The following is a 15512-nucleotide window of genomic DNA, read 5'->3' on the forward strand; positions in this document are numbered from 1 at the left end:
AAAAATTGATCCCACCCATGTTAGCCGCACTCAAACAACATCTCTGGCGATGGCGAGGAGTCTTGATTGCAGTACCCACTGTTGCAGGTGCAGTAGTGCTGCTGCGTCTTGCTGGATTATTGCAGATGCTAGAGTTAGCATCGTTGGATCAGTTGTTTCTTTTGCGCCCCCAAGAAGCAGTAGACTCTCGGATTCTGATTGTCACCATTGATGAAGCCGACATCCAAAAATTGAAGCAGTATCCGATAACGGATGCAGTGCTGGCGCGGCTACTCAACAATTTGAAGCGGCATAATCCCACGGCGATCGGTCTAGATATTTACCGCGATCTGCCTCAGCCACCGGGGCATGAAGGGCTGCTCAAAATTTTTAACACTACGCCTAACCTGATTGGGGTGCAAAAAATTGGCTCCACTGCGGATAGTTCACCTGTTGCACCGCCACTCGCATTACAGAAACGCGATCAAGCAGGAGCAAACGATCTGCCGTTGGATATTGATGGCAAGGTGAGACGGGGACTTTTATCTGCTAATACTCAGACAGGCGATTCTGTCTTCAGCTTTGGCTTCAAACTAGCCTATCTGTACTTGCAGCGCCAAGGTGTGGATAGTAACTTGACTGCCGACGGTCATATCTATGCCGGATCGGTCATATTCCAACCGTTTGAAGAAAATGACGGAGGCTATGTGCGGGCAGGAGCGGGGGGGTATCAAGTTTTGATTAACTATCGGGGTGGCATTAATCGCTTTCAACGAGTTGGCGTTATGGATGTGCTGGAAAACCGGGTTGCACCAGAGTTAGTGCGCGATCGCGTTGTGCTAATTGGCAATATAGCTGAAAGCTATAAAGACTTGTTTTATACCCCTTTTAGCGGGCGGCTGGGCACTCCTGAACGCACCCCCGGAGTCGCAATTCATGCCAATTTGATTAGCCATATTTTAGGTGCAGCGTTGGATCAGCGGCGTTTGATTCAACCGTTGCCAGATGAAGCAGAATACTTGTGGATTTTTGGCTGGACGGCGATCGGGGGCGTGCTTTGTTGGCAGCAACGCCTAACGAGTAGCAGCACCCACTTCTTGCTTTTGAAACGATTTCGGCTATTGGTAGCTGGGGGAGTGCTGCTGCTCAGTGGGTATGGTGCGTTTCTGCTGGGCTGGTGGATTCCACTGGTGCCGGCTTTGATGGGGTTTGCCGGGGCAGCGGTTTCTGTGATCGGCTACCTTGCTCATAGTGCTGGAGAAATGCGAAAAACCTTTGGGCGCTATCTCACTGATGAAGTCGTATCTAACCTGCTTGAAACCCCATCTGGCTTACAGTTGGGCGGTGAGCGGCGCAAGGTCACGATATTGATGTCTGACCTGCGAGGATTTTCTGCCGTCTCGGAATGGCTGCCGCCTGAAAAGGTCGTGACCCTGCTAAACCTTTATTTGGGAGCGATGGCAGAAGTCGTAGACGGATACAAGGGCACAATCAATGAGTTTATTGGGGATGGCATTTTTATTATGTTTGGTGCGCCGATAAGTCGTGTGGATGATGCTCAACGGGCGATCGCCTGTGCCGTGGCAATGCAGTGTGCAATGAATATGGTGAATGAGCAAAATCAGCAGATTGGGCTACCCGCGATCGAAATGGGAATTGGCATTAACACCGGAGAAATGGTTGTCGGCAATGTTGGCTCTCAAAAACGTGCTAAGTATACCGTCATTGGCAGCCATGTCAATCTAGCTGCTCGGATTGAGTCTTATACAGTAGGTGGACAAGTTTTGATTTCTGAGGACACGCTCAACGATGCCAACTGCGATGTATTGATCAACGGACAACTTCAAGTAGAACCTAAAGGGATTCGCGCTCCAATCACGTTGTATGAAGTGGGCGGCATTGGCGAGCCCTATAATCTTGAGCTTCCTGTAGAAGCAGGTATTCTGTTGCCGCTTGAGCCAAAAGTCTTTCTAGACTATACGATCCTAGAAGGAAAGCACGCCGTCGGCAATCTATTTCAAGGCGTTCTGACGCACCTGTCTATTTCTAGTGCTGAGTTGCAAACAGACCATGCGCTAGATTTACTGAGTAATCTAAAACTACATTTACCCGTTGGAGGCGATCGCGTCCCTGTTGCGGGAGATTTATATGCCAAAGTTCTGAAAAAAGTGACGAATAAAGAGGATCATTTTCTAATTCGCTTTACGTCTGTCCCTCCAGAAATCGCCATCGTTTTAGCATCGCTTCTTGCCAGATAGCAAGCACCCGATGCTGAATCTCAAGGCTATATATTGATTTGAACTCTACGCTCTAGACCTATCAAAAGACATAGATAGTGTGGTCTAGAAAACATAGATATAGAGAGATCTGAAACTTAAATCTTCACTCTTTTAGAAGAGGCGTTTAAGAACGAACTCAACCTAGAGTGGAGGAATATTGATGTTGAATTAATTGCAAAGGGGATACCTCCATGAGTAGTGATAAAAAGAATTTTGATGATAATCGTGATGCAAATCTCGACCCAATTACAGGCGAACCGGGTGCCCATCCTGTAGGGACTGGTGTAGGTGCGGCGGGTGCGGGTGCCATTGGTACGGCAGTTGGCGCGGCGGTAGGTGGACCTATTGGCGCAGCGGTCGGTGCTGTGGTCGGTTCTGTTGTAGGTGGATTGGCTGGCAAAAATGCGGCTGAACACATCAATCCAACGGTTGAAGATGAATATTGGCGCAACAATCATACATCTCAGCCCTACTTTGATGAAGCCCACGACTACAACGACTATCAGCCTGCCTATCGGACTGGATATGAAGGATACAATCGCTATGGAAGTACTGGTAGAACCTACGATGATGCAGAGCCAGATCTGAGAAGCGACTATGAAAAGGATAGAGGTGGCGCAGGCTTACCTTGGGATAAAGCTAAACTTGCAGCGAAGGATGCTTGGCATCGAGTTGAGAATGCGATTCCCGATGGCGATCGCAATAATGCCACAGCCGATACTCAAACTCAGAGAATGCAAGGCGATCGCCTCGACAATATAGTCATCGATCCATCGAGTCCTGTAACCGATACCCAAACTCAAAGAATGCAACGCGATCGCACTGATTAAGTTCAGCATCTTATCGTAGTTGATCAAAAGTTGATCAAAAGGGGAAGACCGCTATACTTTTGTCTTTCCCCTTTTGATGTTTATGTCTAATCCATAAGAATCATCCCGATGATAGGTTTTTAACTTCCTTTGTAATCAGTATTTTGAGAGCGTAGACATTACTCAAAATGTATGGTTGAGGGCGGCGCTTTGTACCTGGGTAATAGTCGATGTGAGGACTAAACCTATAGATAATTCAAGTTGCTAGTTAGAAGCGGCAGCAGGCAGAAAACAAATAAAATCTCTCCAAGATCTTGTAACACTTAGAGAGAATAAAAATGATTACCGAAATTATAGCGATTTACGCCATCACCGATGACCTGCTTAAGGCGATCGCTCCTTCCTGACCGCTAGCATTCGCGCAGGGCGACAGCACCACTGAGATTCTTACTTGGGTGCGATCGTCCCCCAGTTGTCGGCGTAGTTCCTTAACTACGGGATGTACCCACGTTGCCAATTCTCCAGGACCATTCGACAAAATCAAAATATCAACAGGCTGACTCACAAAAAACTCCTGATATGTTTGGAAGCTCCTCACTTCAGCGCTGAGAGGCAAACCGGGTGTTGCTGAATAGCGCGATGAATTGCAAAATCTGCCCACTCTCCGAGAAGTAAGCTACACTCTAGCCCTCTTCATGATTGTCTAAGTATGCCGGAATAGAACGCTTTTTAGCGGAAAAGAACAGGCAAAACTAAACGCGATCGCAGCCGAAACAGCGGCTAAAGCCAAAGCGAAACGCAAAAAGCTAAACAAACCGCGAAAACCTGATGGTAGAGTGCAAGGTATGGAGATCGCCTCATCGGATGCAGGGTGCGATCGTACGGTGTGCAAGTGAATTGTTATGAGTTAGGACGAACTTCAAACACAAGTTGTGAACGATAGAGACAGACATCAAATTCCAAGAAAAAGTTCATCCGACCCAATAGCAAAGGCACATCATTAGACAAGCTCCACGCAAAAACTAACCGCACTGGGTCAAAATCACCAATCTGGGCAGAAACCAGTAAGCCCCGTGCCTCGACCGAAGCCAAATTTCCAGCCAGAATCACAGAGGTTGTCTGCTCCTCCCAAGTCGCACCAAGCTGAATTCCAACACGATAGGGGAGGACATTGACACTTGCGCCTGTATCCAGCAACGCTAAAACTTCTACCGATGAACCTCGATAGGTCAGGGATAACGGCAATTGAGGCAATGCATCAGGAACACCGAAGGTATCAAGACCCTCTGTAAAGTTAAATCGCTGGGCGTTACGCATTTTGCGCTGTCTGATCCGATTCCAAGAGTTGGCTGAGCTTGTGAGCCGCTTCGTGTGAATTGAGAGGTGACCAGAGTGAGTAAGTTGCTCCAGCTTGTAAGGTTAGCTCTTCTTCTTTCGCTAATTCGGCAATCAGAAATTGCATGACTCTCAACTTATCTGCGCGAGGCAAGCTCTTTAAAATTGGAAATAGCTCTACGGTTGGCATAAGACTAAGAAAATATGCGGCTTCTCTATTCTCTCATAGCCAACCATAATCGCTATTTCATCTCTCAAGTCGCCAACAAAATCGTGGACATTCACGAAGGACAACTACGCCTATTCCGTGGCGATTATCATTACTACCTGGATAAAGTGGCAGCGGAAAAAGAGCAGGCAAAATTAGAAGCGATCGAAGCTGAAAAAGTTGCAAAGGCTGAAGCGAAACGCAATAAGCAAAAGGAAAAATCTAAAAAAGCGGCGAAAACCTAACCCGTTCAAACAACCCGCATTCTGCTTAGTCCTGATGGTTTTCAGAAATGCTGTCTTGGGATGCTGTAATTGGTGGTGGTAAATAACTCTAGGGACTATGCACCAGCTTGCAAGCAAAGTAAAAGTTTCACAGAAGGTATTTACACCAATCGCGATCGCAGCAGTAGGAGTTCTAATTTTAGGTGGCTTGGGCTACCGTTTATATGGGCAGCAGCAAACCCTTGGAAACCTTCAGCAACAAATTCAATCGCTACCATCCACCGTTCCGCCAGAAAAAAGGGTTGAACTAGAAAAAGACCGAATCACTCTAGAAAATACGCTTTTTGGCACCTTGGTTCAAACGGTGGGAGGTCTGCTCTTATTCATTACCGCCTATGTGTCATACCAAAACTTAAAAGCAACTCAGAAAAATGTTGTTGTTGCGGAAGAAAAGCAGGTCACTGAGCGATTCACCCAAGCAATTAACCAACTCGGAAGTGAGAAAATCGAAGTTCGATTGGGCGGAATCTATGCACTGGAGCGAATCGCTAAAGATTCCTCTAAAGACCACTGGACGATCATGGAAGTTTTAACCGCGTTTGTGCGAGAGCGATCGCCTGTTTCAATCCTGCAAAATAGCAATCCAAAACAAACTCTTCTGACTGATTTTCTGCCTCAGTCTCAGCCCAGTGAAGACAGCACACACCCTCAAATCGCTACTGATGTTCAAGCGGCGTTAACTGTGATTAAACGGCGCGATCGGAAAAAGGAAGAACTTTATCAGCGTATTAATTTAAGTCAGACATACCTTAGCGGTATTGACCTCAGCGTTACTTATCTCAGCTATGCCAACTTCACAGGTACCAACCTTAGCGGTGCCAAACTCAAACTTGTCGACCTCAGCAGTGCCTTCCTTGAGAATACTAATCTCAATGGTGCTAAACTTATCGGTGCCAACCTCAGCAGTGCCTATCTTAACGATGCTGATATTAGGAGTGCCAACTTCAGAGGTGCGGATCTCAGCGGTGCTCACCTCGGCGATGCCAACCTCAGCAATGCCTCCCTTCACCGTGCCAATCTCAGCAGTGCCGACCTCAGCGGTGCTATTCTCACCAGCGCTGATTTCAGTGGTGCCAATCTTAGTAGTGCTGTTCTTGCCATTGCCAACCTCAGTAACGCCAAGTTTAGCGGTGCCAACCTCACCGATGCGAAACTCATCTTTGCCCATATCAGTGGTGCCTATTTCAGCAGAACCAACCTCACCAGTGCTGACTTTAACAATGCTGATCTTAGCAATGCCTATTTTAGCGATGCCAATTTTAGTGATGCTAACCTCACAGAGGCTAATCTCACAGAAGCTAATCTCACAGAAGCTAAGAACTGGACTGAAAAACAACTTGCCGCAGCCAAACTTTGTAGGACTACATTACCAGAAGGGTGCAACTTGAATCCAGATCGAGACTGTGAAGCTTTGAGCACCTCGATTAATCCAAATTTAAATTTCTTTACTATAAGGCTGGTAGTGAATTAGACGTTTGGAAATGAGAGAAACTCAAAGATTTGTTGACATGGCATTTTGAGATGGTGCTTGAACCTGTTCTTCGCCCAACCTTTAGTAATAATGATGTCGTTAAGCATGGTCAATTAAGGGAAGGCAAACAACGCTACAAATGTCGCACTGATGGGTGTTCCCGCTGCACCTTCATTTGGGGAATATGCATACCGAGGGTATCAGCCCGAAGTGAAGCAACAAATTGCAGATATGGCGAAGCACGTTTGGCAGAGCTTAAACCGACTCAAGCGATCGCTTCTTCTGCCAAAGCTTCTAACTTGCCGTTCGCTACATCTTGCTCTAGCTGCTCATCCCACTGTTGATAATCCAAATCAAAAAACCACTGCCTGAGTCGCTGAAATTCATCTGATGGCAGTGTAAGAATTGCTGCTTCAATTTGCTCAAGGGTTGACATGGTTTGACCTCATTGCGCCTCCACTCCGCATTTTAGCTTGGTGGAGCGATCGCTATTTCATTTCTCAAGTCGCCAACAAAATCGTGGACATTCACAAAGGACAACTACGCCTATTTCGTGGCGATTATCATTACTACCTGGATAAAGTGGCAGCGGAAAAAGAACAGGCAAAACTAGAAGCGATCGCTGTTTGAGTTTCCTCTTGCAGCGATCGCTTTCACTATTTTGAATCTGATGAATTATGGAGCCGGAGACAGTAGCGTACTTCAGTCTAAACTTTGACCGCAGCACGACGACGGCGATAAGCTGCTAAGCCTGCGCCAGCTAGCGCCAAGCCTGCCATTGTGCTAGGTTCAGGAGCCGCCTCAGAACTTCCGCCCGTGGAACCCGTAGAACCGCCTTCTGTGAAGTAAACACTGATGTGAGAGACATCTTTGGTATTGCGGACATCAAAGAGGAGCTTTTCAAACGGTGAAGTCCAAGTGCCAGAGGTTACTCCTTTATCTAGTTGATAGCCAACTAACGAAGTGCCTGCTCCACTCTTGAAGACTAGCATCGCGTTTTGCCAAGTTGGCTGAAAAACTTGAGCGATATTCCAGATGCCCTGTTGCCCGGAACCTCCACCACCATAACCAGCAGTTTCACCAATCTTGCCGCCAAAATTCCAATTGGTGAGTCCGAAAAATCCTTCTTCGTTGACGGTAAGCGGCTTGTTTGGGGAAACAGAGTCCTGATTTGCCGTGTTGCTATATTGGCAACCAGACGATCCAGATACATTATCAGCAGTGCCAGCGGGACAACTAAAGGTTGCCGCGTGAACGGGAGCGGTGGCAACCATGCTAGCAGCGATCGCAGAGCCAACAGCAGCGAAAGCAGTTGCAGAGGAAGTAGACAAAGTGCGTTTCATAGTTAGCCTTGAGGATGTGATGAGGGTAAAAACTTTAGTAGATATAATCTTGCTTATGGGTAGATCTAACCTTTCTTGTGACCTACACTACCAAATCCCTTTTTAAGATGCCTATAGAAACTTCACGGATTCGAGGACTCTTTATCAATTCTGCTTGTTTTTGAAGGGATGGAAAACTACTGCCTGCAAAGAGAGTTTCATTACTTCTAGAGATATTCCTACGTAGAAGGCTCAATGTAATTACTGAATACCTCTGCATGATGAGGACTCTATGAGGTCACAAATATCTAAAAGCCTAAAGAATTTGCCTGCCTAAAGAATTTACTTAAAGGTTTGACCTTGGTTGATTGAAGATGAGAAAGAAATGCGCTCTTAAGATTCGTTGCGAATTTAATGGGCGTTCCTAGAAAAATGCGCCGTTTTAGAAAGCATCGGCTACGCTAGTCTGCGTGAATCCATGCAACATTTGAGTCGCGAAAGCAATGCAGTATTCTGTAAATAATCTCTTCGATGTACTGGGCGATCGCCGCTCAAAGCTCAGTTCTGCCTAAGTTAAGGCTGGTTTCAATTTTTTCATTAGTTTGCGGTTGCACATCGGGTTGTTGAGGCGAAATGGCATATTCAACGTATTCATCTGCGGATTCACCAGGCAAGTCTTTACCAGATACCTATCAGCCGAGTCAGTATCAGCCTTCGGTTTTGGAGTTGGCTCAGGGGGGAAACGTTCGGGCGATCGCCCACTGGCTCAACAGCATTCTCGTATCCCAAGGCATTCATATTCAGGCAGAAGCGCCCCGTGCCGGACACCTCAAAATCATGGTCAATCTTCAGCAAAGCAGCCGCTCGGCGCGATCGCCCAAAGCCCGCAAGCGGTTAGTCCGACATATTTGCTATCGATTGTGGACGTTGAACTCCCCTGAAATCCGAGAAGTTCGCATTCTGGGACGCATGGCGGGACAGCGAGATATTTTGTGGCGGCAATCCGTGCGACTGAGCGCAATTACAACTCCCGGAATCAATCGGCTACGAAAACCTAGGCAAGCAAAAACTGCTGCCCAGAAACGATTTCAGCTTTTGCGATCGTTTTTTGTGAATCGCTTTGCGCTAGCAGGATTCATCTTTTGCTACTGGCTGATGTATTTGGATGCGACTGGGCATCAGACGGAGCAACCGACGATCGCCGCCACCCCAACCACAACAGATATGCCATCGGCTCAACCCGCGATCGCGGTGGCACCTGCAAAGCCCCAAACTCTCGATTTTGCAGTGCCGCGCCAATTTAGTGGACAAATTATTCACGAAGCCACTCCACCCGCAGGCGCAGAAAAAGTGATTGCGTTGACCTTTGATGATGGTCCCTGGGAAAATACCACCGAACAAGTTTTGAGTATCCTCAAGCAGAACGATATCAAAGCCACCTTTTATATGGTCGGTCAAGCAGTGCAAGCTCATCCAGAGATTGCCAAAAAAGTTGTCGAAGCTGGACACGCGATCGGCAACCACACTTGGCGACACCCGATGGACGACATGGATGAGTTGACCGCTGCGGAGGAAATGGGCAATGCAGCCCGCTTAATTTACCAAACAACTGGAGTGCGAACAGCGCTGATGCGTCCACCGGGCGGCAACCTCACCGGATCGCTCGTGCCCTATTCTCAGAAAAAAGGCTACTCGATTAATTTGTGGTCTGCGGATTCTAGCGACTATTACGTCTCCACCCCGCTGATTATTGATAATGTGCTGTCGAACGCGAAACCGGGCGGGATTGTGCTGATGCATGATGGCGGCGGCGATCGCAGCCAAACCGTCGCTGCGCTACCCCAAATTATTTCTAGTCTGCAAAAACAGGGCTATAAATTTGTCACTGTACCAGAACTGATGCAGCTTCAGGCAAAATGGCAGGCAATGCCAACCCCAACGCCGATCAAAGAAGTGCCTGTAACACCTGTGCCGATCTCAACTCCCTCGCCTTAAGCCATTCGCTTCGCTTTTTGGTTCGTTTGTACTATACTTGCAGAGCGTCTAGTCGCTGCTTTTTAAGGGCGAGATCGGCGTGATGTCATGCTTACCAAGCTGAACCTATGAAGTTCAAGTATCTACTGTTGGGGATCGGTGCCCTGTTGATGATCCTGATCGGCTCACACTGGAGCGTCAGCAGCCAACCTCAAAATTGGATGTGGCAACTAGCGCCCAAAATTGCCAATTACAAGCCAGATCCCAACGACACCCACTTTTACTATCCCTTGCCAGAAGTGGTGGAAGTGACCAGTCCATTTGGTTGGCGCACCCATCCTATCTACGGAGATCGCCGCCTTCATGCTGGCGAAGACTTGGGCGCACCCGAAGGAATGCCCGTTTTGTCCGCCCACTCTGGCTATGTCCGCTATGCCGATTGGGGCTACGGCTACGGCAACATGGTCATTGTTGAATATGCAGACGGCAAATACCAAACCCTGTATGCCCACCTATCCGAAATTTTGGTTCAAGATGGTGAAGCAGTTCGGGCGCGCCAAGTGATCGGCAAAGTAGGCGCAACGGGCGGGGTCACCGGTGCCCATCTCCATTTTGAGCTACTCAAGAAAGCCAGTGGTGACTTTGAAGCGATCGATCCAGGCGCACAAATTAAAGCAGTAGAAGCCTACGTTGCCGTTAAACCTAACGAGCTTGGGCAAAATCCTAATGATGCGGCTCAAACTCAAGCAGCCCTGCCATCGCCTCCATCAGAAAATGCTGAACCCCCGATCGCCCCTTCTAACGACACTATAGATCCCACTCAAACAACCACTCCATCCAACCCACCTGTCTATGAAGCACCCGGTCTGCAAGCAAACACCACTGCATCTAGCCTGCCTGAAGACAGCAACCCCGTTGCGAATACTACTGATGTCATCAGCTTTGATCCCCCTGTGTTTAAGCAGTAAAAAGGCAGTCAGGGAATTCAAGGAATCCCAACTCAAAACTCTGAAACCTGAAACCTAATTAGGTTCGGCTCATGCCCATGAGATACAGTAGCGCCATTCTTACAGAAACCCCACTGGTGACCTGTTGAGAAATCAGGCTGAATTGAGGATCATCCATCAGGTCAGAGCTAATTTCTACGCCGCGATTCACAGGACCAGGATGCAGTACTTTTACATCAGGATGGCAGAGCTTCAGGCGCTCGCGCGTGATGCCAAATTGATGATGATATTCTCGCAGGCTTGGCAAAAGATGATTCGTCATTCGTTCTTTTTGTAGTCGTAGCGTCATCACAAAATCGGCATCTTGTAGGGCAGGCTCTAACGACCAGTGCAAAAACAGTTTGCGAGACAAAGGGATGGCTGATGAGCAGTGAGGATCGAGGGGCAAGGAGCGATCGCTTCCATCGGTTGTCACAAAGTCGGCAAATATCTTGGGTAGCAGGGTTGGCGGTCCTGCCAAGTGGACTTCGGCTCCACTAGCGGTGAGGCTCCAAATGTTAGACCGGGCAACGCGAGAATGTAGAATATCCCCCACGATCGCGATCTTCTTACCTTCAAGCAACGATAAGCGCGGTTTTTCAGGGTCGAGCAGCGTGCAGATCGTAAACAGATCCAGCAGCCCTTGAGATGGATGTTCATGTAGCCCATCACCCGCATTCAGAACGCTGACTTTCACATCCAATCGATCCATTTCAGCCGCGATCGCTTGGGGCACTCCTGCCTCTTTATGGCGAATCACCATCATATCGGTGCCCATTGCCAGATAGGTCTTTGCCGTATCCAAAATGGTTTCGCCCTTCGTCAGAGAAGAACTACCCGACGCAAAGTTCAAAATATCCGCCGACAGGCGCTTTGCTGCCAGTTCAAAACTGCTGCGGGTGCGGGTAGACGGTTCAAAAAAAAGATTTGTGACAACCTGCCCTTGCAGAGTCGGCACTTTTTTGGTGCGCCGCGATAATACTTCCTGAAAACTGACCGCCGTTTGCAGCACCGTATCGTATTCTAACGGTGTGAAATCAGCCAGGGAAAGGATATGACGACGATCCCAGGTACTACTAACCATGCCAAAGGATGAAAAGGGAACGCCTTCAGCGTACATGAATTGGTTCGTCGCAGACGGATTTTCATCGAGCAGCATACACACCTGTTCACGGAAATAGGAAGAATATCCTTCATCCTTCGCGCCGATCCGTCAATTTCAGGAATATGTTGAAAGCCGCAAATTAATTTAGCTTGCGGTAAATTTTGAGCCTTCAAGGAAATCAGGGCAAAGATTGGGCTAAGCGCTTATTCATAGCAGCGCTGCCACCAAGATTTTTTTAGGCTAGGAAACAGTCGAGTCGCCGTGTTCAGCAAGTCAGTTACAACCTCAACAGGTGGCAGCAGACCATCGACGATAATGGCATTTTCTTCTGGCTGGATCGGTTCAAATACTGCAATTTGGCTGCGAAGCATTTCAAGCTTCATGTAGTGGTTGGCTCGTTGGCTGAGTCGGCGCTCCAATTCTGCCTGGGGCACATTCAGCCAGATGAGTTGAACTCGTTCGGGTGCGGCGAGTTGTTGTCGGTAAGCCAGTTTGAGCGCAGAGCAGGTGAGAACAGTTTCTCGGTTAAGCGAGATCGCCCGTTGAATGTCAGCCTGCATTTCTAAAAGCCACGATTGGCGATCGCGATCTTCTAGGGGGATATGTGCCGCCATTTTGAGGATATTTGGCAGCGGATGACGGCGATCGCCCTCCAAAAAATCGCACTCTAGCTGCTGAGCCAGCAACCGACCGATCACCGTCTTACCTGACCCGGCGACCCCAATCACAATCCACACGAACGGACATGGGTTCATTCATCTTTTCCTTTGCTGTGGAGTACCATAGCATTACCGATTGGTAGAAATCCCATGACGATCGCTGCTGGCTCGCAAATCACCTTTGAGCAATATCTTACCTATGACGATGGCCCGGACAACCAATATGAATGGATCGATGGAACGTTAATTGAAATGCCTCCAGAATCTGGCTTCAATTCCCACATTGCTTTTATGCTACGGCTCTATCTGAATCAATGCAGGGTTAGTTCAGCCTTCACTCACTCAGCAATATAACTGCGAAATTGAAGTTCCGGTTTTACAGCCCAAACAGCCTCGCAATCGATTTCCCGATTTAGTCATTCTGCGCCCAGAACACATCGAACTGACCCAAAAGCGTTTAACCATTCGCTTGGAGATGCCGCCGCCAGATTTAGTTGTGGAAGTCGTCAGCCCTGGTTTAATCAGTCACAAGCGTGATTATGAAGACAAGCGCATTCAATATCAAGCAACGGGCATTCCAGAATATTGGCTGATCGATCCAGAGCGCCAGACGATAATGGTGCTAACGCTAAGGCAGGAATATCAAGCAGCCATTTTTAGGGGGACAGAGGCGATCGCGTCCTGCTTTTTGCCTGAGCTATCGATTACCGCAGAACAAATATTAAATCCTTAAGCGTGAAGAGTTCACTGGCAAAGTTTAAGCCCTTCGTCAATCACGCCGCTTAAATTCATTTTGGCTCCCAGCGTTTTGAGGCTGTCTTTCCAAATTTCTGATATCGGCGCGGCGATTGCTTTATACTTATTTTTGGCTGCCCCATTTACGGCATAGAGTTTACCGTTTGCCTTAAATATTACAGCGCTTGGAGACTCGCACTCTAGTGAACCGCTGACGGTGAATGGATACCCTTCACCCCATTTTTCCTATGAGAGGTTTTGAGATTTAGAGCAACTAATTAAAGTGAGCGCTATTGCTGCTGTCCATGCAATTCTTCTGACTTTGTTTATCATATTGTCACCTTGAGTTGTTTCTTCTTGAGTTTCCAGAATCAAAAGCATTTTTGACCAGATGGATAAACGGGCGATCGCGCCTACTCTAGCCTTAGAAAAATGCCGCTGTGCTTAACTCCCGATTCCATGCCGTAACTGCTGAGGCTAAGGGATTGGAGATGGTTGAATAAGGGTTTTCCAGCCAGTTCAATGATCCTCAAAATCGGAAATTGACGTTTTAAAATTGCTTCCCCTTCGATCCAATCGAGATAAACAGAGCCATTGTTCGGTTTCAGCAGGGGCGCGATCGCCTGGTTAAAGCGATCGCTGGTTTTCAAAGAACTCCCGACCGTTTGAAGTGCCCGATCCATTGCCTCAATTGACGTGGTGAACAGTTCATAGTTGCCGACGGTTGCATGAACGCCCTGCACATCTGCCTGCAAAGTTTTTGCCTGATTTTTGCCGCTAGTGGGGCTAAGCCGAGTCCAGGCAGAAACGGTTTGATCCCCCAAAGGCAATGAACCGACGCTCAAGCCTTGGGTTTTGGCAAGGTCGTCTAAATGGGCGATCGCCTGATTTGCAGCTTCAGTTGAGCGCTGAGCAACAAAAATCCAATCATTCTGAAGCGCTTTTGGAGTTAGGCGTAACTCCCTCGGAGACGCTACGCGAACGGCGGATGGTTTTCCCCTTTTTGGTTTGGGAGTGCCAACGGTGGAATCGGGCAGTAATCCTAGGGCATACTCACCTTTAACCCAGCTAAACACGTCTTTTTCGAGGTCAAGCTGCCAACGCGATCTCACTGTATCTAAAGGTTGATTGAGCAGTTTAGAGAGTACCGGGTAGCCTGCCACATCGCTGCTTAGACGGCTCCAAGTGCGATCTAGATGGGTGCCTGATAAAGCAAATGGACTCATGGCAGGCAAATATTGCAGCGCTGCTATGGGTTGGGTCAAAGAAGGCGTACTAGAGGTGACTTTGCCATCCGCTGTTAACAGGGCGGTATCTGCCATCAAGCCGAGGGGGTGAAGTCCTAGGGCGATCGCCATCGTTTGATACTTTTGCTCAATGGCTTCCTGTTTAACAGTCAAAGCTTGGGATTTTCCTGTTCCGTCAACCGCTGATTCAGCAGACGCTCCTTCTAGCCAAGCGGTTAGTTGGGGCAAGTTGACCACCGTTAAACCAATTCGAGGCTGCGCTAAGGTATCCAGAGCTTGAGCATAGGGTTTGGCATTGCTCAAATTTAGATCCACAGCCTGCACGTTGGTAATCGCATCGCGCAGCACTTTAGGATGGTTGGCAAACAGAACAAACTGATCGCCGACGACCGCGCTAGCAAGAGCAGGGATCGGAAATAGAGAATCAGGAATCGCGTTAGAGTCCTTTCGTTTCGCTTTGGATAGCGCTTCTGGATCTTTTTCTCCCGTTGGCACCACAGCATAGATCAGCTTCACGCCTTGGTATTGTTCAAAGCTGAGGTCACTCCCCGCGATCGCTCGTTTCTGCCAAAACAACTGCAAAAATTCCCGCGATCTCTCTGGGTCTTTGGTGGCGATCGCTATCAGATAGCCCGGTTGTTTGCCGTTCAACGGGTCGCGATCGAAATCTAAGGTGGTCAGGGCGATCGTGATTTCATCACCAAGCCACGGCTGCACATCCCGCTCATACTCCAGCCCGGTGTTTGCCAGTAGGCTTTGCTTAAACTGGGTGATCTCTTGCCGCGATCGCCGTCGATCTTGAGGACAAGTTGCCACCTGCCGAAACTGCTCCAGATTATCTGGGTTGACCAACAGCGACACCATGGCAGGCGCTTGCTTGGGCACAAAGATAGCAGCACTGGGAGTCGTCTCCGCGCCCTGACTCAGCAATCCCAGCGGACTTTGCGCCGCAATCCAATAAAATCCACCTGCGCCCAGCAGCAACAGTGCCACCACGGCAATAATCAGACCCGAAAAAAAAGAACGAAGCTTCATAGCAATGGTGCCGCCCGACACTCCGCAACAACAGTCCAGCCTCAATTATTCCAGCACAGGGCACGTTGAATCCATTAATGATGA

General features: G+C 48.3%; 17 protein-coding genes and 2 pseudogenes. 10 read left to right on the forward strand and 9 right to left on the reverse strand.

The features are described 5' to 3' along the window. Positions 1-17: 17 nt before the first annotated feature. Together AC1S5B_RS12450 and AC1S5B_RS12455 are read left to right on the forward strand one after the other, a co-directional pair. Positions 18-2237, forward strand: a complete 2220-nt coding sequence (locus tag AC1S5B_RS12450) for a CHASE2 domain-containing protein (RefSeq protein WP_482035989.1) — start codon at positions 18-20, stop codon at positions 2235-2237. Between the two features lie 212 nt (positions 2238-2449). Continuing rightward, positions 2450-3088, forward strand: a complete 639-nt coding sequence (locus tag AC1S5B_RS12455) for a hypothetical protein (protein ID WP_482035990.1) — start codon at positions 2450-2452, stop codon at positions 3086-3088. Positions 3089-3428: 340 nt separating this feature from the next. Here the strand turns inward: AC1S5B_RS12455 and AC1S5B_RS12460 are convergent, their stop codons facing one another. The 3 genes from AC1S5B_RS12460 to AC1S5B_RS12470 all read right to left on the reverse strand — a co-directional run bounded on the left by AC1S5B_RS12460 (position 3429) and on the right by AC1S5B_RS12470 (position 4592). Further along, positions 3429-3632 carry a hypothetical protein gene (locus AC1S5B_RS12460; RefSeq protein WP_482035991.1) on the reverse strand — a complete coding sequence of 68 codons (204 nt, stop codon included), beginning with the start codon at positions 3630-3632 and terminating at the stop codon, positions 3429-3431. Positions 3633-3967: 335 nt separating this feature from the next. Beyond that, entirely contained in the window at positions 3968-4384 is a 417-nt protein-coding gene (locus AC1S5B_RS12465; RefSeq protein WP_482035992.1) for a retropepsin-like aspartic protease, read from the reverse strand. Then, positions 4377-4592: a hypothetical protein gene (locus AC1S5B_RS12470; RefSeq protein ID WP_482035993.1), complete on the reverse strand. Its 216-nt coding sequence runs from the start codon at positions 4590-4592 to the stop codon at positions 4377-4379. Before AC1S5B_RS12470 ends, AC1S5B_RS12465 begins: the two co-directional genes overlap by 8 nt. A gap of 14 nt (positions 4593-4606) precedes the next feature. Here AC1S5B_RS12470 and AC1S5B_RS12475 point away from each other — a divergent pair, with 14 nt between their 5' ends. The 3 genes and pseudogenes from AC1S5B_RS12475 to AC1S5B_RS12485 all read left to right on the forward strand — a co-directional run. Continuing rightward, positions 4607-4855 (forward strand): hypothetical protein, encoded by a 249-nt coding sequence (locus tag AC1S5B_RS12475; RefSeq protein WP_482035994.1) that lies wholly within the window; start codon positions 4607-4609, stop codon positions 4853-4855. 97 nt (positions 4856-4952) lie between these two features. Further along, the gene (locus tag AC1S5B_RS12480) at positions 4953-6365 is read left to right on the forward strand and encodes a pentapeptide repeat-containing protein (protein ID WP_482035995.1); all 1413 of its coding nucleotides are present in this window, start codon (positions 4953-4955) and stop codon (positions 6363-6365) included. Between the two features lie 50 nt (positions 6366-6415). Beyond that, a pseudogene (locus AC1S5B_RS12485) lies at positions 6416-6602 on the forward strand (IS1 family transposase); the annotation flags it as partial. Positions 6603-6630: 28 nt separating this feature from the next. Here the strand turns inward: AC1S5B_RS12485 and AC1S5B_RS12490 are convergent. Then, positions 6631-6801: a hypothetical protein gene (locus AC1S5B_RS12490; RefSeq protein WP_482036626.1), complete on the reverse strand. Its 171-nt coding sequence runs from the start codon at positions 6799-6801 to the stop codon at positions 6631-6633. Here AC1S5B_RS12490 and AC1S5B_RS12495 point away from each other — a divergent pair. Next, positions 6771-6995, forward strand: a complete 225-nt coding sequence (locus AC1S5B_RS12495) for a hypothetical protein (RefSeq protein ID WP_482035996.1) — start codon at positions 6771-6773, stop codon at positions 6993-6995. The genes AC1S5B_RS12490 and AC1S5B_RS12495 overlap by 31 nt on opposite strands. 77 nt (positions 6996-7072) lie before the next feature. Here AC1S5B_RS12495 and AC1S5B_RS12500 read toward each other — a convergent pair whose 3' ends face one another. Next, entirely contained in the window at positions 7073-7708 is a 636-nt protein-coding gene (locus AC1S5B_RS12500; protein ID WP_482035997.1) for a PEP-CTERM sorting domain-containing protein, read from the reverse strand. Positions 7709-8320: 612 nt separating this feature from the next. Between AC1S5B_RS12500 and AC1S5B_RS12505 the strand changes: the two genes are divergently transcribed. Together AC1S5B_RS12505 and AC1S5B_RS12510 are read left to right on the forward strand one after the other, a co-directional pair. Then, a complete protein-coding gene (locus AC1S5B_RS12505) occupies positions 8321-9682 on the forward strand; it encodes a polysaccharide deacetylase family protein (RefSeq protein WP_482035998.1) in 1362 nt (453 codons plus the stop codon). Positions 9683-9789: 107 nt separating this feature from the next. Further along, entirely contained in the window at positions 9790-10629 is an 840-nt protein-coding gene (locus AC1S5B_RS12510; protein ID WP_482035999.1) for a M23 family metallopeptidase, read from the forward strand. A gap of 58 nt (positions 10630-10687) precedes the next feature. Here the strand turns inward: AC1S5B_RS12510 and AC1S5B_RS12515 are convergent, their stop codons facing one another. Further along, on the reverse strand, positions 10688-11806 hold the full coding sequence (locus AC1S5B_RS12515) for an aspartate carbamoyltransferase catalytic subunit (protein ID WP_482036000.1): 1119 nt from the start codon (positions 11804-11806) through the stop codon (positions 10688-10690). Between the two features lie 149 nt (positions 11807-11955). After that, positions 11956-12507, reverse strand: coding sequence for a gluconokinase (locus tag AC1S5B_RS12520; RefSeq protein WP_482036001.1), 552 nt, complete (start codon positions 12505-12507; stop codon positions 11956-11958). 54 nt (positions 12508-12561) lie between these two features. On the opposite strand from AC1S5B_RS12520, the gene AC1S5B_RS12525 reads away from it, so the two are divergent. Together AC1S5B_RS12525 and AC1S5B_RS12530 are read left to right on the forward strand one after the other, a co-directional pair. After that, entirely contained in the window at positions 12562-12765 is a 204-nt protein-coding gene (locus tag AC1S5B_RS12525) for a Uma2 family endonuclease (protein WP_482036002.1), read from the forward strand. Between the two features lie 64 nt (positions 12766-12829). Next, entirely contained in the window at positions 12830-13144 is a 315-nt protein-coding gene (locus tag AC1S5B_RS12530; RefSeq protein ID WP_482036620.1) for a Uma2 family endonuclease, read from the forward strand. Positions 13145-13155: 11 nt separating this feature from the next. Here AC1S5B_RS12530 and AC1S5B_RS12535 read toward each other — a convergent pair. Both AC1S5B_RS12535 and AC1S5B_RS12540 read right to left on the reverse strand, forming a co-directional pair. Continuing rightward, positions 13156-13374: pseudogene (locus AC1S5B_RS12535) on the reverse strand (DUF2511 domain-containing protein); the annotation flags it as partial. Positions 13375-13559: 185 nt separating this feature from the next. Further along, positions 13560-15428: a DUF3352 domain-containing protein gene (locus AC1S5B_RS12540; protein WP_482036003.1), complete on the reverse strand. Its 1869-nt coding sequence runs from the start codon at positions 15426-15428 to the stop codon at positions 13560-13562. Between the last annotated feature and the right edge of the window lie 84 nt (positions 15429-15512).

The sequence above is a fragment of the Leptolyngbya sp. CALU 1928 genome, assembly GCF_056784215.1.